This window comes from Dyella flava (assembly GCF_016904955.1).
Lineage (GTDB): Bacteria > Pseudomonadota > Gammaproteobacteria > Xanthomonadales > Rhodanobacteraceae > Dyella_B > Dyella_B flava.
In genome coordinates this window covers 1-24,395 of sequence record NZ_JADIKE010000034.1, presented here as the reverse complement: position 1 = coordinate 24,395, position 24,395 = coordinate 1, and the positions used below count along the sequence as shown (strand labels likewise).

The following is a 24,395-nucleotide window of genomic DNA, read 5'->3' as shown; positions in this document are numbered from 1 at the left end:
ACAGGCGGCCGCCGGTCACGCTGCGTCGGCCAGCGTGGGATGCTGCTGGGTGGCGTAGGTTGACGTAGCGCCCAGCAGCTCGCCATACCAATGCGACTCACCGGCCAGGGCGGCTACTTCACCGAGAATAAGCAAGGCCGGAGCATGAATCGCATGCTGGGCGGCCAGCGCCGGCAAATCACCCAGCATTCCGCTGAGCGTGCGCTGGTTCGGCAGTGATCCATTCTCGATCAGGGCGAACGGCGTACTGGGGGCGCGTCCATGCGCCAAAAGTTGCGCCGTGATCTCGTCGAGCTTGCTCACGCCCATATAGAAGGCCAAAGTTTGCCGCTCACGCGCCAACTCGGCCCAGTCCAGCGTGTTCAACGACTGCTGGCAATGCGCCGTGACCAGCCGCACGGATTGCGCGTAATCACGATGGGTCAGCGGTACGCCGCTATATGCGGCGCAGGCCAATGCGGCGGTAATGCCCGGCACCACTTCGTAGGCAATGCCATGCGAGCGCAGGAATTCCAGCTCTTCGCCGCCGCGTCCGAACACAAACGGGTCGCCACCTTTCAGGCGCACCACGCGCTGTCCGGCTTGCGCATGTTCAAGCAGCAGCGCGTGGATCGCATCCTGCGGCGTATGCAGGCCGCCGCCGCGTTTGCCGACCGCAATCTTCAACGCATCGCGACGCGCAAGCTCAAGAACCTGCGGATTGACCAGTTCGTCATGCAGGATCACATCCGCTTCGTTCAATGCACGCAATGCGCGCAGCGTAAGCAAACCGGGATCGCCGGGACCCGCGCCTACCAGCACAACCGATCCTTGCGACTGTGGCTCATCGTGTCTTGATAACGCCGATACGAGCCGCTGCTCTGCATGCACGGGCTGCGCGGCACGCAGCAAGGCATTCACCGGCCCGTCGTGCAGCCAGTCATAAAAGCGGCGGCGCGCAGCCAGATCCGCATAACGCGCACGGATGCGTGCGCGGTAACGCTGCGCAAGCAGCAGCAGCGAGCCCAGTGCGGGATCGAGCAAACTTTCGATCCGCTCGCGCAACCGGCGCGCAAGCACAGGTGCAACACCGCTGCTGGAGATCGCGACCAGCAATGGTGAGCGATCGATCACCGCCGGCACCTGGAAGCTGGAAAGCGCCGGATCGTCGACCACATTCACCAGCCGCTGTCGCGCATGCCCATCGGCGGCAATGCGCAGATTGAGCGAACGTGAACGAGTGGCTGCGACAACCAGCCAAACCCCGTCTTGCCAATCCGATTGATAGGCCCCGGCGCGATAGGTAATCCGCGCCTGCTGCACCCATTCACGCAACTCCGGTCCCAGCATCGGCGCGCCCACCGTCACCTTGGCGCCCGCGCGCAGCAGCATGGCGATTTTGCGGGCCGCCACGTCGCCGCCGCCCACCACCAGCACGGGGCGGTCATTCAGATCGGCGAACAAGGGATAGAGCTGCATACATGACGTCCGGCATAGATAGAGAGCGCTTATCCACCCTAGTACTGCGATTCAATGGATGGAAATGGCGGCATCGAACGACGATATGGCGGCCAGGCATAGCCAAAAACATGGTCTGCGAGGGACTTATAGATGTATAGACGTCCAAATAACGCTGTGTTAAGGTCGACCGACCCGTCATATTAAGACTAGTCCGGAGACCGTCATGAAGCGCCGTCCAGGGTGGTGCGTGAGCTGTATGTGTTGCGCCATGCGCAACGCGCAGCCCTGCATGCGACCCATCCTGGAGCCGATCTCATGACCCTCACGCAACTTCGTTATATCGTCGCCATCGCCGACGCCGGCCTTAACATCACCCTGGCCGCCGACACTGTCCACGCCACGCAATCGGGTATCAGCAAGCAGCTCAAGCAGTTGGAGGGCGAGCTGGGCTTCCAGGTATTCACCCGGCGCGGCAAGAGCCTGGATGCGGTTACGCCGGCCGGCAACCAGGTGCTGGAGCGGGCGCGCAGCATCCTGCATGAGGCCCGCAATATCCGGGCACTGGCCGCCAACCTGCGCGAGGAGGCCCACGGCGAACTGTCGCTGGCCACCACGCATACCCAGGCGCGTTTTGTCCTGCCCGAGGCGATCGCCAAGCTCAAGCAGCACTATCCCGATCTTGGTGTGCATATCCGTCCGCAGGGCGAGGGCCGCATCATCAGCCTGTTCGAAAGCGGCGAGGTGGACCTGGTCATCGTCAGCACCAGCGGCAATCCGCCCGAAGGCGGCATCGCGGTGCCGCTGTTCCGCTGGTACCGGCGCGCGGTGGTGCCGCATGGCCACCCGCTGGCCAAGCTGGGGCGGCCGCTGCGGATCCAGGACTTGGCCGAGCATCCGCTGGTCACCTACGAATCCTCGCTGCAACCGGAATCCTCACTGCGCCGCGCCTTCACGGCGGGTGGTCTTTCGCCGCGGATCGCCTGCACCTCCGGCGACGCTGACCTGATCAAGACCTACGTGCTGGCCGGCCTGGGCGTCGGCATCCTGGCTGAAATGGCCATCGGGCCTGCGGATGCCCGTGAGCTGGTGACGCTCGATATCGATGGTCTGCTTCCGATCTGCACGAGCTGGCTGGTGCTGCGCCGGGACCACGTGCTGCGCAGTTACGTGGCGCAACTGGCACGGCTGGTTGCACCGCAGATCGACGAGGCAGAACTGCGCCGGGTGGTGGCCGGTCACGCGGAAGCGAATTGGCCCAAGGCGCCGCTGTGGAGCGAGTTGCAGCAGCGCGGTACACCCCGCCGCGCAGCCACGCGCGCGGCCTGATCGCCGCGCATTCCCTACGAGTCCGCGTCCCCGGCGCGGCAGCCTGTCGTCCTGGCGTGTTTTGCTGCGCGGCTTCGGAGAGTGCGATCGCACTTCCCCAACGCGTTGCGTCTGGCCGCGCCTTCAAAGCGATGCGGCCTGGCCGGTCAGGCAAGCTCTTCCTGGCGTAGCCAATCGAAAACCCAATCGGCCGCTTCAGCAACGGACACTTCGCTGGTATCGATCCGCAATTCAGGCGCGACAGGCGTCTCGTAAGGATCGTCGATGCCGGTGAAGCCCTTGATCTTGCCGGCGCGTGCCGCCGCATAGAGCCCCTTGCGGTCACGCGCTTCGCATACCTCCAGCGGCGTCGCGACATGGATCTCCACAAAGCGTCCGTGCGCCTGCACCAGGTCCCGCGCTTCGGTGCGCGCTTCGGCGTAGGGTGCGATCGGCGCGCAGATGGCGATGCCGCCGTGACGCACCACCTCGCTGGCCACGTAGCCGATACGCGTGATGTTGGCGTTGCGGTCCTCGCGCGAAAAACCCAGGCCTTTTGAGAGGTGCCGACGCACTTCATCGCCATCCAGTACGGTGACCGGGCGGCTGCCCGTTTCCAGCAGGCGCGCGAGTACCGCCTGGGCCAGCGTGGATTTGCCCGAGCCGGACAGGCCGGTAAAGAACAACACGAAACCTTGCTGCGCCTGCGCAGGATGACGCTCGCGCAGAATCTTCACCACCTCGGGAAAGGTGAACCATTCCGGGATCGCTTCACCCTGATGCAGGCGGCGCCGCAGTTCGGTGCCGGAGATATCGCGCACTTCGTCCTGAGCTTCCACCTCGTTCTGCGGCAGATACGTATCGCGATTTGCGGCATACACCATCGCCGGGAACGGCACGATGCGGATGCCGAGCTCTTCTTCATGTGTGGCAAGCAGATGTTGCGCGGCGTACGGATCGTAGAACGGCCTTCCCTCCGCATCCTTGCCCGGCCCCGCGTGATCGCGCCCCACGATGAAATGGCTGGCGCCGTAGTTCTTGCGGATGATCGCGTGCCACAGCGCTTCGCGCGGACCGCCCATGCGCATCGCCAGCGGCAGCAGCGAAAGCGCGGCATGGTCCCGGGGATAGTGTTCAAGCAGGGCGCGATAGCAGCGCACGCGCGTGTAGTGATCCACGTCGCCCGGCTTGGTGCGTCCCACCGAGGGTTGAATCAGCAGCTTCGCGCCCACCTGTTCGGCCGCGCGCAAAGTCAATTCCCGATGCGCACGATGCATCGGATTGCGCGTCTGGAACGCCACGATGCGATGCCAGCCATGTTGCCGGAACCAGTTGCGCAACTGGCCTGGGCTATGGCGCAAGGTGGTGAAGTCGTAATGCGGCGGAGGCTGAATGCCTTGCAGTTTTCCGCCCAGGTAAACCGAGCCGGTGCGGTCCAGCAATTCAGCCACGCCCGGATGCGTGCGGTCGGTAGTGCCGAACACCGCTTTCGCTTCAGCAATACGATCCGGGAAATACACATCCTCCACCGTCAGCACCGCAAGCGGCGTGCCCTGCACATCGTTGAGGCTGATCTGCGCACCATCGCCAAGACTCGCCGCAAACGCCTCATCCACATCCAGCGTGATCGGCATCGGCCACAACGTGCCATCCGCCAACCGCATGTCCGCCACGACGCGATCGTAATCCGCGCGCCCCAGAAAACCTTGCAGCGGCGAAAACCCACCGTTGAGCAACAGTTCCAGATCGCACAACTGACGCTGATTGAGCGTCCACTGCGGTAGCGAAGCACTACGCCGTTTCAGCGCGTCTGCTTCGGAGGCAGGAAGATATAGTTCACGCAACACGCCACCATGCGGCGCAATCAACACATCATGTTCAGCCGAGGCAAATTCGGCGGCAACAGCTTTCATGTTCTGTCCTTGCTTTATCGGGGGCTTTTTTAGGAGTGAGTGGAGAGGAGTGAGAAGTAAGAGAAGAGCAACAGCGCCTTTCCTCTTACTCCTCACTCCTCTCCACTCACTCCTTCTTCTAGTCACACATCAAGATGCAAACCGCACTCGCGCTTGATGCCAAAGAACCGGGTGTCCTCCTCCCGCATGCCGGGTTCCCAGCGGCGTGTGGTGTGCGTATCGCCGATCGACACGTAACCCTTGTCCCACAGCGGGTGATAGGGCAGGTCGTGGCGGCGCAGATATAAACCGATGTCGCGGTCGGTCCAGTCGATGATCGGATGCACTTTCCAGCGGCCGTGACGGTGATCCAGCACCGGAGCGTTCGCGCGACTCAGTGACTGCTGGCGGCGCAGGCCGGCAAACCAGGTGCCGGCGCCAAGCTCGGACAGCGCCTGTTGCATCGGCTCGACCTTGGCCAGCCGGTTGTACTGATCCAGGCCATCGCGGCCCTGCGCCCATAGCTCGCCATGCCGCGCCTCCAGCCAGGCCGGCGACAAGCTCGGCCGGACCACCTGCAGGTTGAGTGACAGGCGTTCGGTCAGTTCATCGATGAAGCGATACGTCTCGGCAAACAGATAACCGGTATCCACCACGATCACCGGAATCGTGGGCCACCGTTGTGTCAACAGATGCAGCGACACGGCAGATTGCGCGCCAAAGCTCGACGACAACACATGCACGCCAGGAAGTTCGCGCAAGGCCCAGTCCACGCGCTCTTCAGCGCTCAAGGCGAGCAGCCAGGCATCAAGCTTGACCAAGGCGTGCGGATCGCGGGCAGCGAGTTCGGGAGTGGGCAGGCTCATGCGAAAATCTCGGCCTCGATCGCGTGGCGCGCAGCCGGCAATACGCCACTGCGCAGCAGAAAATCACCGAAGCGTTCGTGCCCGTTGCGCTCCGTCGCATAACGTGCGAACAAGCTGTCGAGCTCGCGCAGGATCTCTGCCTCGTCGACGTTCTCGCGGACGGTGCGGTTGAGACGCTGACCGGCAAAGTCGGCGCCAAGCCGAAGGTCATAACGCCCGAGCGCGCGGCCAATCAAGGCAATCTCGCCCAGATACGGACGCGAGCAGCCGTTCGGGCAGCCGGACAGACGCAACAGAATTGGTTCGTCACGCAAGCCGTGTCGACCGAGCAAGGCTTCCAGCTTAGGCAGCAGCTGCGGCAAATAGCGTTCGCTTTCAGCCATCGCCAGCCCGCAGGTGGGCAGGGCGACGCATGCGACCGCGTGACGACGAATGCCGCTGAGCCGCCGATAACCATCCAGCTTGTATTCGCCGACCAGCGTATCGATGCGCGCACGCTGCGCGGTCGGAACATTGGCGATGATCAGATTCTGGTTGCAGGTCAGCCGGAAATCGCCCTGATGCTCCTCGGCAATCGCGCGAAGACCGCTCAGATGCGGCTGGTCCGGCAAATCCGCGAGCCGCCCTGATTCAATCTGCAGCGTGAGATGCCAGCGGCCATCATCGCCTTCGGTCCAGCCGTAGCGGTCGCCGTTGTGATCGAAGTGGTAAGCGCGCGACGCCTGCAGTTCAAAGCCAATGCGCCGCTCCAGCTCCGCCTTGAACACCGGCAGACCCATGCGATCGATGGTGTACTTCAGGCGCGCATGTTTACGCTCCTGGCGATCGCCATGGTCGCGCTGCACTTCGATCACACCTTCGGCTGTACGCAGCAACTGCTCGGGCACGACGAAACCAATCACGCTGCCCAGACGCGGATACGTGCTGGGATCGCCATGCGTGGTGCCCATGCCGCCGCCGACCGACACGTTAAAACCAAGCAATTCACCATGCTCGATGATCGCGATAAAACCAAGATCCTGCGCGAACACATCGACATCATTGGTAGGTGGCACCGCCACGCCGATCTTGAACTTGCGCGGCAGATAGGTGGGGCCGTACAGCGGTTCGCTTTCCTCCTCGCCGCCGGCCACCAAGGTCTCGTCCAGCCAGATTTCGTGATACGCGCGCGTCTTCGGTTTCAGGTGCTCGGATAGACGCTCCGCCCAGCGATACGCCAGCCGATGCGCCGGCGTTGCGACCGGATTGGCGCTGGCCACGACATTGCGATTCACATCGCCGCAGGCGGCAATCGTGCTGACCAGCGCCTTGTTCATCTCGGCAATCGAGCGCTTCAGGTCACGCTTGAGCACGCCATGCAATTGAAAGGTTTGCCGCGTCGTGATGCGCAGCGTGTGATTGGCCCAGGTCCGCGCGATATGATCGAAGGCCAGCCATTGCGCCGGACTCAATACGCCGCCCGCCAGCCGTGCGCGCACCATGAACTGGTACGCCGGTTCCAGCTTTTGCTTGCGGCGTTCCTCGCGTTGATCGCGATCATCCTGCTGATAGCTGCCGTGAAACTTCAGCAGCTTGTTGTCGTCGTCGCTGATCGCGCCGGTGACGGGATCGGCCAGGCCTTCCTGCAGCGTGCCGCGCAAAAAGCGGCTGTTCGCCTTGATGCGTTCGAATTCGGATACGGTGTGATCGCTCATCGCCTGCCTCAATACACGTCACGGGCGTAGCGGCCCTGCTGGATCAAAAGGTTTAGCCATGCTTCGGCGTCTTCCGCCGTGCGCGTGCCATGTTCGGCCACGATCTCGATCAGGGCCTTGTGCACATCCTTGGCCATGCGGCTGGCGTCGCCGCAGACATACAGGTGCGCACCGCCCTCAAGCCATTCGTAAAGCCGCCGGCCCTGTTCGCGCAGCCGGTGTTGCACGTAGATCTTGTCCGCTTGATCGCGCGAGAAAGCCAGGTCGATCCGGTGCAGCTGACCGCTTTTAAGCGCCTGCTGCCACTCGACTTGATACAGAAAGTCCGACTGGAAATGCGGATTGCCGAACAGCAGCCAGTTTTTCCCGCCGGCACCACGCTCAGCACGTTCCTGTACAAAGGCGCGGAACGGAGCAACCCCCGTGCCCGGACCGATCATGATGATGTCGCGGCTGTCATCAGCGGGAAGATGGAAGCGTTCGTTGGATTCAATAAACACCGGCACCGTTTCGCCTTCCGCGCGTCCGGCCAGATAGCGGCTGGCGGCGCCCCAGCGCGCTTCGCCATCGATCGCGTAGTCGACATGGCTGACGGTAAGGTGCACCTCCTCGCCGACCACGGCCTGGCTGGACGCGATCGAATACAGGCGCGGCGCGAGCGGACGCAGGGCGGCGACCAAAGTATCCGCAGTCCAGTCGGCCGGATGGCGGCGTAGCAGATCCAGTAATTGCCAGCGCGAAAACAGCTCGGCCAGCGCCTCGCGCGAGGTTGGAGCCAGCCACTCGCGCAACGCGATCTCGCCGCTGCGTTCGGCGTGCGCTGCAAAGAACGGACGCGTCAACTGGGTCAGCTCGCGTCGCTCGCCAAGCCATGTACGCAACGAGAGTGCTTCACCCGCCACCTGCACCGAAGTTTCGCCATCGAGCCGCAGGGTTCCCAGCACCGCGTCGACCAGCGCCGGCGCTTGCGTGGGCCACACGCCTAGCGCATCACCCGGCGCGTAACGCAGTCCGGAGCCTTCCAGTGACAATTCCAGATGCCGGACATCGCGATCGCTATGGCGGCCGGTAATACGCTGATTGAGCAGCAGCGGCGCGGCAAACGGCTGCTCGCGATGCCATACCGGCGCGTTGCGTGCCGTGCGCAGCGGCGTCACCTTGGCTAGCGGTGTCGCCGTCTTCAGCTGTTCGCGCGCCTGCTGCAACGCCTGCTCCAGCCACGGCTGGCTTACGCTTTCCAGATCGACATCGGCCTCGCCAGCTGTGAACAGGCGCTGGCCACCGAGTACGGCAAGACGTTGGTCCACCTGCCTGCCAATCGCGCAAAACTGCGGATAGCTGGAGTCGCCAAGCCCCAACACCGCATAGCGCAGGCTTTCCAGCTTCGGCGCGCGCGCGCTGCCCAGAAATTCGATCAACGCGCGCGAATCATCCGGTGGCTCGGCATCGCCCTGAGTACTGATCACGATATAGAGCAGCCGCTCCTGCTTGAGCTCGCGGACCGGGTAGGCATCCGCGCGGACTACCCTTACCGCCAGCCCAGCGGCGGTCGCGCGGCGTCCGAGTTCCTCGGCAAGACGCTTGGCGTTGCCCGTCTGGCTGCCGTAGAGCACCGTCAGCCGCGCCTGCGATTCAGTTACGGATGCAACCGCTTCAGTACTTGCCGCCTTGCCGCCTGCCTGACGCTGCGCGGCGATGCCCGCGACATAACCGGAGAGCCAGTGCAGCGCGGCGACATCGAGTCCCTCGATCAGGCGCGCGGCGAGGGCTTGCTTGTCCTCGGGCAGTGGCGATAGCGTAGCGGCTGTCATCGTTCTTGATTCCTGGACGTATAGACGTCCATCTGATTCAGCGATGTTAGAACTTCGTTTTTTTGCGAAGAAATGATGGGGTGGCATATCCGCATGCCATTCCCTCCTTTCCACCCCATCGCGGCTGCCGGGCAGCATGGATCCTGGGACGCGACCCCTCAGGCGTCCCACCAGGGGAAGTCATTCAATCGATAGGCGCCTTACCCGGCGCCGGAGGATTCCATGCCGCGAAGATCGAACGTTGCGACCGCCACATCCGCGCTGGCCGCGTTGGGCGCGCTGACCTTGCTCGCGCCCAACACAGCCAGGGCGGACGACTATGACTGGCTCGACAACTGGCCGACCCATGTGACGTTTAGTGATGGCACGGATCTCGGCCTGGTCCTGCGTTACCAGTACGACCTGAACGACTTTTCGCACGACGACGACAAATTCACCGATTCACACACCAATCGCCGCAAATACCTCGGCTTCTATGTGAAGAAGCCCGGTGTTTACGACGCCACCGTCTATTACGACTTCCAGTCGAAACAATGGCAGGACGCGTTCCTCCGCCTGCAATCGCAGGCTGTACTGGGCGACGACTTTGGCGCGATCCAGTTCGGGCAGAGCAAGACGCCGGTGAGCTTCGAAGGCGTCACGACATCAACGCAGACCACCTTTCTTGAGCTGGCGCTGCCCTCGCAGGCGGTCTATGAGAACCGCCGTATAGGCATCGATTGGGCCATTTTGCGTACCCATTGGTTAGCCAGCCTGGGTTATTACGGCGAGAACATGGAAGGCAAGGATCCCGGCCATACGTTGGCCGCGCGCGCCGCCTGGGTGCCGCTGCACGAAACGGGCAGGGTGCTGCATCTGGGCGTCGCGGCCTCGCAGGAACGCCCCTATGGCGTGGTCGATGCGCTGGGCGTACAGCAGCCGGCCACCGCCAGCTTCAAGACGCCGCCGGAAGCGGGTCTTACCACCGTGACGCTGATCAGCTCCGGCACGCTCACCGACGTGGACCACATCAATCGCCTCGGCCTGGAGGAGGTCTGGATCAACGGCCCCTGGTCGATCCAGAGCGAATACCTGCAAGCGCAGACGACCTTCAACAATGGCAAGCCGAATTACAACGTCAACGGTTACTACGCCTTCGGCAGCTGGGTCGTCACCGGCGAGTCGCGCCAATATCACGACGGCAACGTGAGCAACGTCATTCCCTCGCATGCGTGGGGCGCGGTGGAATTCGCGCTGCGTTACAGCGAGCTGGATCTCAACAATGGGCGGGTGCTAGGCGGTACGGAGCATGACTGGACTGCCGGCGCGAACTGGTACCTGGGTACGCATTTGCGCTTGCAGGCTAACTACATCCGCGCATTCAGCGATCGCCGTGGGTTGGTGATCAATCCGCATGTGTTTGAGATGCGGGCGGAAATATTCATCTGATCCGCCCGCTTTTCCCCTCTCCCCTCCGGGGCACGCGGGGAGGGCACATGGATGTGCCCGGCTGTGAGGAGCGAGGAGAGGGCAGGGTGAGGGGCCACGGCTTGCAGGAAGCATCATGTTACGAGGCAGGCTTTTTTTGCGCTCGTGCACGGATGACCATCCGGCGAGGTAGGCCCCTCACCCCAACCCTCTCCCCGAAAGGGAGAGGGAGAAAGCGTGTCGGCAAGACCCCGGCATATGGATAGAACCATCCGCGCTTTCAGCCGTATGGCCGTCCAAACCTATAGTCAACGATGGGCGTCTTCGACCTGCCCCAAGGAGCTCCGTCCCACATGAAACGAAACGTATTGATGCTGGCGTCCCTGCTCCTGCTGCTCGCGGCCAACACCCACGCAGCGGATACCCGCCTGCTGAACGTCTCCTACGACCCGACCCGCGAATACTTCCAGGACATAGACACAAGCTTCAAAGCCCAGTGGCTGAAGCAAACCGGCCAGAACATCACCGTCACCACCTCCAACGGCGGCTCGGGCAAGCAGGCACGTGCCGTGCTCGATGGCTTGCAGGCCGACGTAGTGACCCTGGCATTGGCCTACGACATCGATGTGCTCGCAGACAAGGGCTTGCTGGCGAAAGACTGGCAAACCCGGTTACCCGACAACAGCTCCCCTTACACGTCCACCATCGTCTTCCTCGTGCGCAAGGGCAATCCCAAGCACATCCGCGACTGGTCCGACCTGATCCGCTCCGATGTGCAGGTGATCACCCCCAATCCCAAAACCTCCGGCGGCGCGCGCTGGAATTTCCTCGCCGCCTGGGGCTGGGCGGCACGGCAACCGGGCGGTAACGACCAGAAGGCGCGCGCTTATGTCTCCGCGCTCTACAAGAACGTACCCGTGCTCGATGCCGGCGCACGCGGCGCGACCAACACCTTCGTCCAACGCGGTATCGGCGATGTGCTGATTGCATGGGAAAGCGAGGCGCTGCTGACCCAGCAAGAGTTCGGCAAGGACAGCTATCAGATCGTCGTGCCCTCATCGACCATCCTGGCCGAGCCGCCAGTGGCCGTGGTCGATTCGGTCGCCACCGCGCATGGCACGCAGAAAATCGCCGAGGCCTATCTGCAATACCTCTACAGCCCGCAAGGGCAGGCCATTGCCGCCAGGCACTTCTTCCGGCCGCGCCTTGCCGCGGTAGCAGCCAGCTATGCGGCGCAATTTCCCGCCGTCAAAACCTTCACCCTCGCCGAGCAGTTCGGCGATTGGCGCAAGGCGCAGGCGACCTATTTTGCGGATGGCGGCGTGTTCGATCAGATCACCGAAGGGGAGCACTGATCCGGTGAGTCGCCACGTACTGCCAGGGTTTCGCTTGAGCGCGGGCTACACGCTGGCGGTGCTGGGCGGCTGCGTGTTGCTGCCGCTGTCGGCGCTGCTCTGGACAGCGTGCGAACTCGGCCCGGCGGGATGGTGGGCTCAAGTGGCGACGCGACGCGTACTGGCATCGCTGCGCCTGAGTTTCGGCGCGGCGCTGCTGGCAGCGAGTATCGACGTGATACTGGGCCTGCTGATCGCCTGGGTGCTGGTGCGTTATCGCTTTGCGTTCCGCCGCGTGTGTGATGCCCTGGTCGATTTGCCATTTGCCTTGCCCACCGCGGTCGCCGGCATCGCCTTGACCGCGCTCTATGCACCGAACGGCTGGATCGGCAGCCGGCTGCAACCGTTGGGCATCGAAGTGGCTTACACCCGCTTGGGCGTGCTGCTGGCGATGGTGTTTGTAGGTCTGCCCTTTGTCGTGCGCACGCTGCAGCCGGTGTTGGAAAGCCTGGAAAGCGATCTGGAAGAAGCGGCTTACACCCTGGGTGCGTCGCCGCTGCAACGCTTCTCGCGCGTCTTGCTGCCGCTGCTGCTGCCCACGTTGTTGACCGGTTATGCGCTCGCACTCGCGCGCGCCATCGGCGAATACGGCTCGGTAGTGTTTATTTCCGGCAATCGCCTGTTCCGCACCGAGATCGCGCCTTACCTGATCGTGCAGAAGATCGATTCGCAATACGACTACCGCGGCGCGGCCGCCCTGGGCGCGGTGATGCTCGCCGCGTCCTTGCTATTGCTGATGGCGGTGGCCGTGCTGCAACGCTGGACCCACCGCTGGGCGGTGCTGCGCTGATGGCCGCGGTCGCAGCCGTCGTGTCGATCGGCGGACGGCCTTCGTGGTCGGTTCGCGGCGCGCGCATTGCGCTGGTGGTGGCCGCCGTCACGGTGTTGGCGTGGTTGCTGGTGCTGCCGCTGTTGGCGATTTTCGCCGAAGCGTTCCGGCAGGGCGTGGCGTTCTTCCTCGATGCGATTCGCCAGCCCGACACCCTCGCCGCTGTGCGCCTGACCTTGACGGTCGCCGCCATCGCCGTGCCCGTGAACCTGGTGTTCGGCCTCGCCGCCGCCTGGGCCATGACGCACTTCCACTTTCGCGGCAAAGCCCTGCTGGGGGCCTTGATCGATCTGCCGTTTTCCGTCTCGCCGGTGGTGGCGGGCATGATGCTGATACTGGTCTTCGGCAAGTACGGCTGGTTCGGTTCCTGGCTGGAAGCGCACGGCTGGCAGGTGATCTTCGCGTTGCCGGGGCTGGTGCTTGCCACCGTCTTTGTCACCTTGCCATTTGTGGCGCGAGAACTGATTCCGCTGATGCAGGCGCAGGGCTCGGAACAGGAGGAAGCCGCGCTCACTTTGGGCGCGAACGGCTGGCAGATCTTCTTTCGCGTCACCTTGCCGCGCGTGCGTTGGGCGTTGCTGTACGGCGTCCTGCTGTGCAATGCGCGCGCGATGGGTGAATTCGGTGCGGTCTACGTCGTATCAGGTCATTTGCGCGGGCTGACCAACACCCTCCCGCTGCAAGTCGATCAGCTCTATGAAGAAAATTTTTCCGCCGCCTTTGCCGTGGCTTCACTGCTTGCGTTGCTTACTTTAGTCACGCTCGGCGTCAAGCGTGTGCTGGAGTGGCGGCACGGTGAGGTTTTGCATGCGGACCATTAGGAAATAGCGGCATGGGTATCGAGATTTCACGTCTGCGGCGCCAGTTCGGATCGTTCATCGCGCTGGACGATGTCAGCCTGGATATTGCCGACGGCGAATTCGTTGCCGTGCTGGGCCCTTCCGGCTCCGGCAAGACCAGCCTGCTGCGCATCCTCGCCGGCTTGGATCAACCGGATCTCGGCAGCGTGCAACGCGATGGGCAGGATCTGCTTGCGCTGGATGCCAGGCGTCGTGGCGTTGGCCTGGTATTCCAGCACTACGCCCTGTTTCCGCACATGACAGTGGCGCAGAACGTGGCCTTTGGTTTGCGTGTACGCCCCTGGCGCCTGCGCCCGAAAGCATCGGCCATCAAGGCCAGCGTGGAAGCCTTGCTGCACCGGGTGGAACTGGATGCATTTGCTTCGCGCTACCCCGCGCAGCTCTCCGGTGGTCAACGCCAGCGCGTGGCGCTGGCACGCGCCTTGGCCATCGAGCCACGCTTGCTGCTGCTGGACGAACCCTTCGGCGCACTGGATGCACAAGTTCGCGTCAATCTGCGCCGCTGGTTGCGCGAATTTCATCGCTCGCTGGGTATCACCACCTTGTTCGTCACCCACGACCAAGACGAGGCATTGGAAATGGCCGATCGCGTGGTGGTGATGAACCGTGGCCGCATCGAGCAAATCGGCACGCCGGAACAGATTTATCACCAGCCTGCGACCGCCTTTGTTTCGCGCTTTATCGCGCGTGGCCAACCGTTGCCGGGCGAAGTCGCTGGATCGAGCCTGCATGTGCTGGGTCACGCATGGCAGCTCGATGGCTTTTCCAGCACGGACATCCACACCGTTGCCGTGCATGTACGCCCCGAGCATATCGTTCCGGCAACACGTCACGGCGAAGGTCTTGCGGCGTGTTTGCTGAGTCTTCGGCACGTGGCGGGCACCGTGCGTGCCGGTCTGCAAGTGGAAGGCATGGACGAACCGCTTGAGGCGGAGTGGAGCGAACGCGACTGGAGTCGTCACAGTGTTGGCGTCGGCGAGCCGATCGACGTTCATTTCCAGTCGTTGTCCGTATTCGGCATGGATCGGGAAGGCCGCGTTCGCGCGCGCACAGACTGTCATCCGCCATATTCGGCGTCACCCATCGCGATCGGGCCTTGGCGTCGTTTGGGGGCGTGAACCCGGCCTAAGGCCGTTGCGCGCAGACGCAGCGGGACAATCACCCCGCGGGATGCAGGCATAATGCCCGCATGCCCGTCACGACTCTTTCCGCAGAATCTTCCGCTTTACGCGCCCTGATCGACGATCGCTACGCGCAACTGGTTGCCCGTTGCCGCGCCGCCGGCGTGCCACTGCATGATGACGCCGGTGTGGCGGAGCGCATCCGTCGCACTTTGCTGGCCAGCGATTTCGCTTTCGAAACATGGCGTAGCCAGCCCCAGCTGCTGGCGCCGCAAGGACTGGAACGCCTGCGCTCCGGCAGCGACGCCGCCGCACGTATCGATGCGCTCAAGCTCGATGCCGACGAAGCCGCCTGCATGGCGGCATTGCGTCGCTTCCGTCACGCCGAAGCGCTGCGCCTGGTATTTCGCGATGTGAACGGCCTGGACGAATTGCCGGAAATCCTGTCAGCCACCAGCGTGCTGTATGAAGCCCTGCTCGGCAGCGCGCTGGATTGGTCTGAGCGCATGCTGGCCTCACGCTATGGCCACGCGCGCGACGCGGATGGCAACCTGCAGCGCCTGATCGTGATCGGCTTCGGCAAGCTCGGTGGCAGCGAACTGAATTTCTCGTCCGATATCGATCTGGTGCTGGCCTATCCGCAAGGCGGCGACAGTGACGGCTCTCGCTCGCTCGACAACAGCGAATATTTCGTACGTCTCGGTCGCCAGCTGGTGCGCCTGCTCAACGAGCCGACCACCGACGGCATCTGTGCACGCGTGGACTTGCGCCTGCGCCCCTTCGGCAATGCCGGACGATTGGCGCTGCCATTCAGCGCGATGGAGCAGTACTACCAGCGCGAAGGTCGCGACTGGGAGCGCTACGCCTGGATCAAGGCGCGCACCGTCGCAGGCGATCGCAGCGCCGGCAAGCAATTGCAGGAAATGCTGCGCCCGTTCGTCTATCGCAAATACCTCGACTACACCGCCTTCGCTGGCTTGCGCGAGATGAAAGCGCTGATCGACGCGGAAGTCGCGCGCAAGGATCTGGCCGACAATCTCAAGCTCGGCCCCGGCGGTATTCGCGAAATCGAGTTCATTGTGCAACTGGTGCAACTGATCCGCGGTGGTCGTGAACCCAGCCTGCGTGTGCGTGGCCTGTTGCCTGCGCTCACCGCGTGTGAAGCGCGCGGACATATTCCGGCGGCGCGTGCGCGTGCATTGCGCGAAGCCTACGTGTTCCTGCGCCAATTGGAGAATCGCGTGCAGATGCTGCGCGATGCGCAAACGCACGACTTGCCCGAGGACGATCTGAGCCGCGAACGCCTCGCGCTAAGTCTGGATTACCCCGCGTGGGAACCTCTAGCCGAAGAACTGGCCAAACACCGCGAAATTGTCGCCACCGAATTCGCCGCCGTGCTGATGCCCGAAGGCGGTCCCAAGTCGAGCGTGCCGGCCGCCGATGTCGTGCTTTGGCAAAAGGCATGTGGCGAATCGCTGGATGCCCGCGTGATGGAAGCATCCGGTTTTTCCCCGGGTGCGGAAGCCGCCGAAGCCCTGCTCAAATTGACCCAGGCCTCGCAGCTGCGCGCGATGTCCGCCCGTGCGCGCGAACAGCTCGATCATCTGATGCCGCAGTTGCTGGCCGTTGCGCGCCATACCTCCGCGCCCGTCGCCTGTCTGCTGCGGCTGTGCCGGTTGGTGCAGACGGTAGCGCGTCGTCCGTCATACCTCGCCTTGCTGGAAGAACAACCCGCCGCACGCAAACGTCTGGCGCAGCTGTTTGCCGACAGCGCGTTTCTCGCCGAGCGAGTGATCGCCCAGCCGTTATTGCTGGACGACGTGCTCGATCCGCGCATCGATCAGCTGCCACTCAAACGCGCCGACATCAGCGCGGAAATTGCCCACGTACTCACCACGCTCGACGAGCGCGAGGCCGAAGCCGAGCTGGAACGCATCAACGAATTCAAGGCGAGCATCGCCTTTCGCCTGGGGCTGGCCTTCAACGATGGCCGCGCCGATGCGGTAGCAACCGCGCGTCGTCTCGGTGCGCTCGCCGAAGCGGTGGTGAACGCAGTCGCCGCGCTCGCCGAGCGTGAAGTGATTGCGCAGCATGGACGGTTACCCGGTGCAAGCTCGGGTTTTTCCGTGCTCGGCTATGGCAGCCTGGGCGGCGAAGAACTGGGCTTCGCCTCCGATCTGGATCTGGTATTCGTCTTCGACGGTCAACGCGCGCAGGAAATGAGTGACGGTCCGCGTCCGCTGGACGGTTCGCGCTGGTATCAACGCCTCACCCAGCGCGTGATGAACTGGTTGACCGTGCTTACGCGCGCAGGACGCCTCTACGAAGTCGACACACGTCTGCGGCCCGACGGTTCCAAAGGCTTGCTGGTCAGCAGCCTCGAAGCCTTCGTGGCCTACCAGGAAAGCCGCGCCTGGACCTGGGAACATCAGGCGCTGCTGCGCGCACGGCCCGTAGCGGGCGATACGGTCTTGAATGCCGAACTCGCCGAAGTTCGCCGCCGCACCCTCGCCGTGCCGCGCGATCGCGCCGCCGTGCTTGCCGAGGTCAGCAATATGCGCCAACGCTGGCGCGCCGAGCGCGATCGTTCCGATGCCGCGCAGATCGATCTCAAACAAGGTCATGGCGCCTTGCTCGACATCGAGTTTGCACTGCAAGGCCTAGTGCTCGCACACGCATCGAATGCCCCCGCGCTGCTCTCGATCACCGCCAACGCCGGTTTGATCGAAGCCTGCCGCGATGCCGGTTTGCTGGATACCGCACAAGCCAATTGCTTCAGCCGCGCCCACGCAGAACTGCTGCGCCGAGCGTTGCTATGCACACTCGACTTGCGCCCACGCATTGCGCCACGCGATGAAGCGCTAGAAGCGCTGTGCAGCGATGTGCAGGTTGTCACCCATGCGTTGGGCTTTGCCTTCTAACCGTCGCGACGCGCCACATACGCACGCCACACATCAACCAACCCCAAGCCCCACCCGTCGCCCCGGCAGAGGCCGGGGTCCAGCAACTTGCGCTCAGCAAGGGCCTGAACACCCCGCCTTCACCACGCCAACCATGAAGTGACCTGAAAAATTCCACAGGCCAAAGACGTCAGCGCAATCTGACACGGCACTAGCCTTCACTTCCATAACGCCATCAGCAGCTACGTCCTCACGCCCCAAAAAATCAGCGCGCAAAACGTACACAAAAAGTCATCGAAGGCCTACATGGTCCGGCGGGTCAACTCGTTATTCTGGTACCCGTCATCAGCGTGAACTCTAACCAGGCAGCGCCGATGACCCATGCAGCAATGTATGGAAGGCGCGGATCGTGAGAGTTAGCCGCTCCCACGACCCGCTAAACCAGTCCAACTAGATAGGAGTTGAAATGGTCTCCACAGATCATACGGCACCCGTTTGCCCACTGGTTCCCCCGGAACCACAATCCAAATCCGTCCCCTTCGCCGACTATCAGCTTTATCCCCTGAGCCTTGCGCAGGAAAAAAAGTTGACCGACACCATGCGACTCGCCGGCACCGCGCTGGCCGGTCAAGTGATTCAGGACCTGCTCGCGTACAGCGACGCCTACCAGCGTGCTTTTCCCCGAGCCCGGCGCAACAACGTCAGCCCCTGGCCATTAACCCCCGCACAAGCCAGTGGGCTACATGCCGCGCTGTACTACCTGCGTCAGTACGTCGGCACGCTTAAAACGGAGACGGATGGATAACACGCTCGTGCCGTAGGATCGCTTCCCGGCACACTGCGTGAGGAACAGTGTGCCGTTTTTTAGGTGGGGGATCTGGTGGGGCGAATGGGGCAACATCTTGCGTGGATATTTCTGAATAAGGTTCCAGGTTCAGTTCGTGCTGATGTTGAAGGTAAAGTCGAGGCCATCTATCAGTCGTCCAACTGGTGAACACCCCGGTTGCACGCCTCCCGTTGCAGCATCCACGCCCCAGCCCCACAGAAAAAACAACGCCCACAACGCATCGCGGTTTTCACGAAAGTCCTTTGGACATTCACACGCCCGTTTGCGCAAAGCCTGCTTAGCGTCCGGACACCGGCGAGTGCCTAAAGATGGCCGTTGCGGCGAACGCCACGGTGGGAGAGACTTGCCCCACGAAACAACGTTCGTCATAGGCCAGCGTCCCGTGCGTACAGCCTGTGTGGAAATAGTGACATCGGGAATGGCCGCGTGATTCGTTGGGAGGCGCACATGGCAGCGGCAGTCGGCTCAGTGACTGCCTGATTGATCATGCGTCTGCGCTCGTTTGGGCACCTTCGCTGTTTAGGGATTCAGGCTCATGCTGACTCGTCGCTCCGCGTTGAAATGGCTGTCTGGTCTGGCGGGTGCCAAATGGCTATCTGGTCTGGGGGACGTGTCGTGGGCAGCTGGTGCCGCCACGGCCGATCCCAAGGCCACCCCTGCGAAACGGCCAAATATTGTGTGCGTGCTTGGTGAAGGGCTGCGGGCGGACGAGTTTTCGCTCATGGGCAACCCGATTCTAAAGACGCCCCATATGGATCGCATTGGTACCGAGGGCTGCGTGTTCAACAACGCCTTCGTGATCAATGCGCTTTGCCTGCCAGCCAGGGCGACGATCATGACCGGCCTGTATTCGCACACCACCGGGGCGGTCAGCAATGTGCAGGGCGATTTGCCCGGCAAGGTTGCGGTCGTGAGCGATCTTCTGTTCGAGGCCGGCTACGAAACAGCATTCATCGGTAAATCGCACATCCATGGCGCCTTGCTCGATCGGCATTGGGACTATTACTTCGGGTTCCCCGGTCAGGGGGACTACTACCGCCCTATCATCACCGAGGGCGCGCACGGCAAGTACGAGAAACCGCGACTGTACGAAGGGCAATACATCGACGATCTTTTGACCGACCGCGCCGTTGCCTGGCTCGAGCAGGAACACGATCGGCCGTTTGTGCTGTTTTTGTGGTTTTACGCACCGCACGCCCCGTTTTATCGGCCCAAGGATCTCGTCAACATGTACAACGGCGTGCCGATTCCGGTGCCGTCGACGTTCAACGAAGATCAGTCCGACTATGCGGGGAAGCCACGCGCGGTGGCCGACGCGGACAACAAGATCGGCAGTACCGAGCTGCATGACGACTGCCCGCGCTCGCTCGAAGAGCTTGTCAAGGATCACTATGTCGGCGTAATGGACAACGACCGCAACGTGGGTCGCGTCGTAGCCGAACTCGAACGCCAGCGCGCGCTCGACGATACCGCGATTCTGCTCAGCTCCGACCACGGCTTCTTGCTTGGCGAGCATCATTTTTACGACAAGCGGTTAATGTACGAACCTTCGATCCGCATCCCGATGATGCTGCGCTATCCCAAACGGATACCCGCGGGCACGCGCCCGAACAAGATGGCGCTTAATCTCGACATAGCGCCGACGATGCTCGATATCGCCGGCGTTGCGATACCGCAGGTAATGCAAGGCCATAGCCTCATGCCACTGGCTGCGGGCCGCGAGGATACGCCGTGGCGCAAAGACTGGCTCTACGAGTACTACGAGTATCCCGGCTATGAAAACGTCAAGCCGTGCCGTGGCGTGCGCACCGAGCGTTACAAGTACATCCACTATTTCCTTGCGCCGGAGGAGTTTGAACTGTACGACCTGGCCAGCGATCCTGAAGAAAAGAACAATCTCTACGGCAAACCCGCATACGCTGCACTGGCGTCCCAACTCGCCACCCGACTCGATGAACTGCGCCGCGAAACGGGTGATCATTTTCAATACAGGCCAACGGGCCTGCCTATGCATGATGAGGTCAACAACAACTAGGCAGATAGGCAGAACGGATCGGCGCCATCCATTATTCGTCCAAATAATGGATGGCGCGGTTCATGCCGATTGAGGTTGCACTATGAGCAATGACCGGGAATCAGGGTCAACCTGAGCGATCCCTGATTTAACGGACGATGGTGTCATGGCCTATTTCCAGGGATCTAGGCTAGCACCGCAACCGGACGCTTGCTCGCGGGTGAAATAATCGCTGAGTAGCTATATTCGTCACGCTGTAGGGGCAATACTTTCAGCGCGGGGGTAGGGGAAGCTGCCTGCAGGGCAGCCAGATAACCTTGTTGCGCTGAACCAGGTCGGACGATATGGCGGCCACTTTTGGCACGTGGGTTGGCTGATATAACTGATTAAAGGCAGGATTTGATGGCTGGGATTACCTACCGCCGCGAGATTGACGGATTGCGTGCTATCGCGGTGTTAGCAGTGGTTCTGTACCACGCTGTTGACATGCCCCGCTCCGGCTTCGTCGGGGTCGATATCTTTTTTGTGATCTCCGGTTACCTGATCACCGCGTTATTGCTGCGCGAACATGAGCGCACTGGCGGAATTGATTTTGCCGCCTTCTATGCCCGCCGTGTGCGACGCATACTTCCTGCGGCGCTGACTGTCACCTTGGCAGTGTTGGTGAGCGTGGGTGAGTTGTTGCCCAGGGACGCGACCACGCGCACGGCCTACTCGGCGGCGGCGGCCGCGGCGTTTGGGGCGAACATCTTTTTTCAGTCAGTAACAGGGGGCTACTTTGCCCCTCGTGCGGAAGAAATGCCGCTTCTTCATTTGTGGTCTTTGTCGGTCGAGGAACAGTTTTATCTGTTGTGGCCCGCCCTGCTGGTTTTGCTACTTCGCTGGCGGCCGGCGGCTACCTTAAAGGTGCTTTGCGTACTCGCGATAGTTTCTTTTGTGTTGGCCGAATGGCTTACCTACGTCAACTCGCAAGCCGCGTTCTATCAGATGCCTGCCCGGTTCTGGGAATTGGCTTTAGGTGGAGGCATCGCCTTCTTGCCGGCTTCGGGTACCGCTCACCCCCGCATGGCCGCAACTTCTTTGGCAGCTGTCGTAGCAACGTGTTTTATATCTATGCCGCATTTTCCTGCGACTGGAGCTTTACCCGTGGTCATGGCGACAGTGGTTTTGCTATGGACCATTCATCAAGGCAATGAGCTGGGTATCGCTGGAAGTGTTTTGCGATCACCGCCTATGGTCGGACTAGGTTTGATTTCTTATTCGCTCTACCTTTGGCATTGGCCGTTGCTGGCTATCTATCGCGCGAACTCCATCGGATCAGGGAGCGCGCTGGTTCGCTTATCGCTATGTGCATTGGCTGTGCTGTTGTCCATTGCGAGTTATCGTTATATCGAGCAGCCGCTTCGACGTAAGCGTTGGCCAAGCAAGCGACTACTTGCATGGGGCGCAACTGTGTCTGTTGCTACAACACTTGCTGCTTGCACATATGGTTATCAGTCCCAATTCAATAAGATAGATAACCCCGATGCGATAAGGGTTGAAAACGATACGCCGCCTGCTGGCGGACATTGTCGTGCCGGACTGTACAGTCCAGTACCGCTGCGAGATGACTGTCAAGTTATCGATGGTCGTGCGGTAAGCATCGTACTTTGGGGGGATTCAATGGCCTACGCGTGGGAGCCGCTATCAGATCGGCTCGGGCAGGAAGAGCAGCGTGCGGCGATGGATTATTCGCGTGCAGGGTGCGGACCTTTCTTGGTTATTCCCGAAGATAGTCCTCGTCAAGCGGATGACAAATGTCGAACGTGGAATGCCGGTGTCGTTGAGCGCGCCAGTCGAGCCAATACGGTGATACTTGTTGCGCAGTGGAGTGCGTACCTAACTCCGAATGGGGAGCTTAGAGACATGCTTCACGACACGCTTGTTAGACTTTCGGCGGTACCGAATGTCCTGATCATCGGGCCTACTCCGGAAATGCATGACACCGTAGCCCGATGTCTTCGTAATGATGATCTTGCTGCTTGTGCGATGTCTCGCGCTGAATACGACACTTATGCGTCCCCTCTTCTGTCGGAACTAAGAGCCGCAGCGGTGGGTATGCAAAATGTTCATGTCATCGATATGAGTACGTTTTTTTGTAATGAAAGTGAGTGCCCGCCAATGATGGATGGCTATTCTCTTTATTGGGACAGCCATCATGTAAGTTATACGGCGGCGAAAGCATACGCCTCGCAATATGCGGAAAAAATTGCAGAACTAGAAGAAAACAGGTCATATAAGTCCCGAAGAGGGGCTGGAGGCTAAGGCTTCCCCACGTTTCCCTCGTTTCAATCAAGCGCCTGCAGCGAATCTGAGTGGCATAACAATGCGTGCGTGACGTGCTCTTCCAGGCGACCAAGCACAAAAAGAGTGACGACCCATCAGCGCCAGTCGAGTATTGCAGAAAATGCGAAAAGGGGCCGGAGTGAGCCATTCCCGATTTCTCGGACGGCTTGGCATAACTTATTTCCAGGGATCTATGGCCAGCACCGCAACCGGACGCTTGCTCGCAGGGGAGATAATCGCTGAGTAGCTATGTTCGCCACGCTGTAGAGGCAGTACTTTCAGCGGGGAGGAGGAGGCTGCCTGCAGGGCAGCCAGATAAGCTTGCTGCGAAGCTGTTACGTTTTTCAGCGATGCCAATGGCTTGGCGCGCTTCATCACATCGCCAATCACTTGATCGTAAGGAAGGTAATACTTGGGCAGCTGATCGATGTCCTTGCCGGACCTCATGACCTGTAGCGCGAATAGTCCAGCGTCTTTGCCCTTGGGTGGCAGTGCACCCACCAGCACCGGTCCGGTCAGGGAGCGCTTGCGGAATTCGGGTTGCTGGCCTTGGGCCAGATCGGCATCGGTGAGTTGATCCGCGGATACCATCACCAGCCGATCCAACTCGGCAACGATAAACACCGGCCGTGCGTTGATGATCACATGCAGGCCGTAGCCAAAGGCGATGGCCTGCAGTATGCCAATCACGGTCAGGTCGAGACGTATCAATCTGAGGGGTTTATGGCTATTGACCACCAGCAGCGTGAGCAGTGGGCCGATGCCTACATCAACGCCCATCAGCAGCAGGATCAGTTTGTTCGCGCCGGCGGCGGCGAAGTAGGGCGAAGGAAACCAGACGAAGTAGAGCAATGCCCCTATCAGCAGCGCTACAACGACGCTGATCGACAGATGTATAGCGGCGGCTTTCCAGCGATTCATGGCTCGGCATGGCGGCGGTGATTGACCCTGGCGGAATATACGATGCCCGTTCGTGACTTTCCTAGAACGAGCAGGGCCGCCAGCTGAAATAGTGGGGCATGTCGCGGTTTTGAGAGTCGTGCTGCTTTTGCAACAGCTCAATCTGTTCCCAATCGCAAATAAGAACGTGTGCCGGCTTATCCGGCCGCGTAGTGCGGTCTACCTGATCCAGGTGGTTGTCGGCTTCGCGATCGTGGGGATCGAGATGCTGCTGGCGCAATAACAAGGAGTCGTCTGGATGTGGCGAAAGACAGTCGAAGTAGTTAGGTCGAACTGACTACTACCGGTCTCTTTCGCATGCCGAATTAGTCCTTTTCCGACACGCTCGTACGGCATCGACGGATGCCGCCTGCTCTCGCTAAAACCCAGACTGACGGCATGAAATATCGCCGCCATCACATCGTCGATCCGAAAGCCGCTAGCGCAGGGGCGCAACACCTTATCTATCAATGGCCGCTGGTGTTCTACGCCGGCCTCGACACCGGCCGCGTGAGCGGCCACGACAGAATACATCCCCGGTAACACCGCCTTGAGTGGCGGCTTCTTCGGTTTGCGCGGCAGTTATCGCCAGCTCAGTTGGGATGCCTTTATCGGCAAGGCCGGGCATGGGGGACGCCTGTTACCCACCACGCGGCCGGCCAGCGGCTTCCAGCTGGTGTACGCCTTTTGATCTCCATCACGACCCGTTATCCGTCAAGGACAGACCCATGACTTTTCGTCGTTCCCGTCC

General features: G+C 61.5%; 19 protein-coding genes. 13 read left to right on the top strand and 6 right to left on the bottom strand.

Going from position 1 to position 24,395, the window contains the following annotated elements; translation table 11 throughout:
* Window positions 1–15: 15 nt before the first annotated feature.
* Window positions 16–1,458, bottom strand: coding sequence for a siroheme synthase CysG (gene cysG / locus ISP19_RS08335; RefSeq protein WP_204680907.1), 1,443 nt, complete (start codon window positions 1,456–1,458; stop codon window positions 16–18).
* Between the two features lie 297 nt (window positions 1,459–1,755).
* On the opposite strand from cysG, the gene ISP19_RS08330 reads away from it, so the two are divergent.
* Window positions 1,756–2,766 carry a LysR substrate-binding domain-containing protein gene (locus ISP19_RS08330; RefSeq protein WP_204680906.1) on the top strand — a complete coding sequence of 337 codons (1,011 nt, stop codon included), beginning with the start codon at window positions 1,756–1,758 and terminating at the stop codon, window positions 2,764–2,766.
* A 146-nt stretch (window positions 2,767–2,912) separates the two neighbouring features.
* On the opposite strand, the gene ISP19_RS08325 is transcribed toward ISP19_RS08330, so the two are convergent.
* The 4 genes from ISP19_RS08325 to ISP19_RS08310 form a co-directional block, all read right to left on the bottom strand.
* Entirely contained in the window at window positions 2,913–4,658 is a 1,746-nt protein-coding gene (locus tag ISP19_RS08325; protein ID WP_204680905.1) for a bifunctional sulfate adenylyltransferase/adenylylsulfate kinase, read from the bottom strand.
* Between the two features lie 122 nt (window positions 4,659–4,780).
* On the bottom strand, window positions 4,781–5,503 hold the full coding sequence (locus ISP19_RS08320; protein WP_204680904.1) for a phosphoadenylyl-sulfate reductase: 723 nt from the start codon (window positions 5,501–5,503) through the stop codon (window positions 4,781–4,783).
* Window positions 5,500–7,197, bottom strand: coding sequence for an assimilatory sulfite reductase (NADPH) hemoprotein subunit (gene cysI / locus ISP19_RS08315; protein ID WP_204680903.1), 1,698 nt, complete (start codon window positions 7,195–7,197; stop codon window positions 5,500–5,502). The genes ISP19_RS08320 and cysI overlap by 4 nt, the downstream gene beginning before the upstream one ends.
* An 8-nt stretch (window positions 7,198–7,205) precedes the next feature.
* Entirely contained in the window at window positions 7,206–9,008 is a 1,803-nt protein-coding gene (locus ISP19_RS08310; RefSeq protein ID WP_204680902.1) for an assimilatory sulfite reductase (NADPH) flavoprotein subunit, read from the bottom strand.
* A 222-nt stretch (window positions 9,009–9,230) separates the two neighbouring features.
* On the opposite strand from ISP19_RS08310, the gene ISP19_RS08305 reads away from it, so the two are divergent.
* The 9 genes from ISP19_RS08305 (at window position 9,231) to ISP19_RS08265 (ending at window position 22,684) form a co-directional block, all read left to right on the top strand.
* Window positions 9,231–10,436, top strand: a complete 1,206-nt coding sequence (locus ISP19_RS08305) for an OprO/OprP family phosphate-selective porin (RefSeq protein WP_204680901.1) — start codon at window positions 9,231–9,233, stop codon at window positions 10,434–10,436.
* Between the two features lie 332 nt (window positions 10,437–10,768).
* Window positions 10,769–11,770 carry a sulfate ABC transporter substrate-binding protein gene (locus ISP19_RS08300; protein ID WP_204680900.1) on the top strand — a complete coding sequence of 334 codons (1,002 nt, stop codon included), beginning with the start codon at window positions 10,769–10,771 and terminating at the stop codon, window positions 11,768–11,770.
* Entirely contained in the window at window positions 11,730–12,599 is an 870-nt protein-coding gene (gene cysT, locus ISP19_RS08295) for a sulfate ABC transporter permease subunit CysT (RefSeq protein WP_204680899.1), read from the top strand. The genes ISP19_RS08300 and cysT overlap by 41 nt, the downstream gene beginning before the upstream one ends.
* Window positions 12,599–13,459 carry a sulfate ABC transporter permease subunit CysW gene (cysW, locus tag ISP19_RS08290; RefSeq protein WP_204680898.1) on the top strand — a complete coding sequence of 287 codons (861 nt, stop codon included), beginning with the start codon at window positions 12,599–12,601 and terminating at the stop codon, window positions 13,457–13,459. Before cysT ends, cysW begins: the two co-directional genes overlap by 1 nt.
* 11 nt (window positions 13,460–13,470) lie before the next feature.
* The gene (locus tag ISP19_RS08285) at window positions 13,471–14,616 is read left to right on the top strand and encodes a sulfate/molybdate ABC transporter ATP-binding protein (RefSeq protein ID WP_204680897.1); all 1,146 of its coding nucleotides are present in this window, start codon (window positions 13,471–13,473) and stop codon (window positions 14,614–14,616) included.
* A gap of 71 nt (window positions 14,617–14,687) precedes the next feature.
* Window positions 14,688–17,540, top strand: coding sequence for a bifunctional [glutamate--ammonia ligase]-adenylyl-L-tyrosine phosphorylase/[glutamate--ammonia-ligase] adenylyltransferase (glnE, locus tag ISP19_RS08280; protein ID WP_204680896.1), 2,853 nt, complete (start codon window positions 14,688–14,690; stop codon window positions 17,538–17,540).
* Window positions 17,541–17,985: 445 nt separating this feature from the next.
* Window positions 17,986–18,324, top strand: coding sequence for a hypothetical protein (locus tag ISP19_RS08275; RefSeq protein ID WP_204680895.1), 339 nt, complete (start codon window positions 17,986–17,988; stop codon window positions 18,322–18,324).
* 577 nt (window positions 18,325–18,901) lie between these two features.
* On the top strand, window positions 18,902–20,401 hold the full coding sequence (locus tag ISP19_RS08270) for a sulfatase family protein (RefSeq protein WP_204680894.1): 1,500 nt from the start codon (window positions 18,902–18,904) through the stop codon (window positions 20,399–20,401).
* A gap of 381 nt (window positions 20,402–20,782) precedes the next feature.
* Window positions 20,783–22,684, top strand: coding sequence for an acyltransferase family protein (locus ISP19_RS08265; protein WP_204680893.1), 1,902 nt, complete (start codon window positions 20,783–20,785; stop codon window positions 22,682–22,684).
* A 198-nt stretch (window positions 22,685–22,882) separates the two neighbouring features.
* Here ISP19_RS08265 and tfpZ read toward each other — a convergent pair whose 3' ends face one another.
* Window positions 22,883–23,626 (bottom strand): TfpX/TfpZ family type IV pilin accessory protein, encoded by a 744-nt coding sequence (gene tfpZ / locus ISP19_RS08260; protein ID WP_204680892.1) that lies wholly within the window; start codon window positions 23,624–23,626, stop codon window positions 22,883–22,885.
* A gap of 52 nt (window positions 23,627–23,678) precedes the next feature.
* Here tfpZ and ISP19_RS08255 point away from each other — a divergent pair, with 52 nt between their 5' ends.
* From ISP19_RS08255 to ISP19_RS08245, 3 genes are all read left to right on the top strand, one after another.
* The gene (locus ISP19_RS08255) at window positions 23,679–23,888 is read left to right on the top strand and encodes a hypothetical protein (RefSeq protein WP_204680891.1); all 210 of its coding nucleotides are present in this window, start codon (window positions 23,679–23,681) and stop codon (window positions 23,886–23,888) included.
* Between the two features lie 155 nt (window positions 23,889–24,043).
* Window positions 24,044–24,187 carry a hypothetical protein gene (locus tag ISP19_RS08250; protein WP_204680890.1) on the top strand — a complete coding sequence of 48 codons (144 nt, stop codon included), beginning with the start codon at window positions 24,044–24,046 and terminating at the stop codon, window positions 24,185–24,187.
* A gap of 7 nt (window positions 24,188–24,194) precedes the next feature.
* A complete protein-coding gene (locus tag ISP19_RS08245; protein ID WP_204680889.1) occupies window positions 24,195–24,335 on the top strand; it encodes a hypothetical protein in 141 nt (46 codons plus the stop codon).
* Window positions 24,336–24,395: the final 60 nt, after the last annotated feature.

Excerpts from the sequence above, each read along its gene's own strand:
- ISP19_RS08330 (WP_204680906.1), top strand. The coding sequence starts at position 1,756 with ATGACCCTCACGCAACTTCGTTATATCGTCGCCATCGCCGACGCCGGC.
- cysW (WP_204680898.1), top strand. The coding sequence starts at position 12,599 with ATGGCCGCGGTCGCAGCCGTCGTGTCGATCGGCGGACGGCCTTCGTGG.
- ISP19_RS08270 (WP_204680894.1), top strand. The coding sequence starts at position 18,902 with ATGCTGACTCGTCGCTCCGCGTTGAAATGGCTGTCTGGTCTGGCGGGT.
- ISP19_RS08285 (WP_204680897.1), top strand. The coding sequence starts at position 13,471 with ATGGGTATCGAGATTTCACGTCTGCGGCGCCAGTTCGGATCGTTCATC.
- cysT (WP_204680899.1), top strand. The coding sequence starts at position 11,730 with ATGGCGGCGTGTTCGATCAGATCACCGAAGGGGAGCACTGATCCGGTG.
- cysG (WP_204680907.1), bottom strand. The coding sequence starts at position 1,458 with ATGCAGCTCTATCCCTTGTTCGCCGATCTGAATGACCGCCCCGTGCTG.
- ISP19_RS08300 (WP_204680900.1), top strand. The coding sequence starts at position 10,769 with ATGAAACGAAACGTATTGATGCTGGCGTCCCTGCTCCTGCTGCTCGCG.
- glnE (WP_204680896.1), top strand. The coding sequence starts at position 14,688 with ATGCCCGTCACGACTCTTTCCGCAGAATCTTCCGCTTTACGCGCCCTG.
- ISP19_RS08305 (WP_204680901.1), top strand. The coding sequence starts at position 9,231 with ATGCCGCGAAGATCGAACGTTGCGACCGCCACATCCGCGCTGGCCGCG.
- cysI (WP_204680903.1), bottom strand. The coding sequence starts at position 7,197 with ATGAGCGATCACACCGTATCCGAATTCGAACGCATCAAGGCGAACAGC.
- tfpZ (WP_204680892.1), bottom strand. The coding sequence starts at position 23,626 with ATGAATCGCTGGAAAGCCGCCGCTATACATCTGTCGATCAGCGTCGTT.
- ISP19_RS08265 (WP_204680893.1), top strand. The coding sequence starts at position 20,783 with ATGGCTGGGATTACCTACCGCCGCGAGATTGACGGATTGCGTGCTATC.
- ISP19_RS08325 (WP_204680905.1), bottom strand. The coding sequence starts at position 4,658 with ATGAAAGCTGTTGCCGCCGAATTTGCCTCGGCTGAACATGATGTGTTG.
- ISP19_RS08275 (WP_204680895.1), top strand. The coding sequence starts at position 17,986 with ATGGTCTCCACAGATCATACGGCACCCGTTTGCCCACTGGTTCCCCCG.
- ISP19_RS08320 (WP_204680904.1), bottom strand. The coding sequence starts at position 5,503 with ATGAGCCTGCCCACTCCCGAACTCGCTGCCCGCGATCCGCACGCCTTG.
- ISP19_RS08310 (WP_204680902.1), bottom strand. The coding sequence starts at position 9,008 with ATGACAGCCGCTACGCTATCGCCACTGCCCGAGGACAAGCAAGCCCTC.
- ISP19_RS08250 (WP_204680890.1), top strand. The coding sequence starts at position 24,044 with ATGAAATATCGCCGCCATCACATCGTCGATCCGAAAGCCGCTAGCGCA.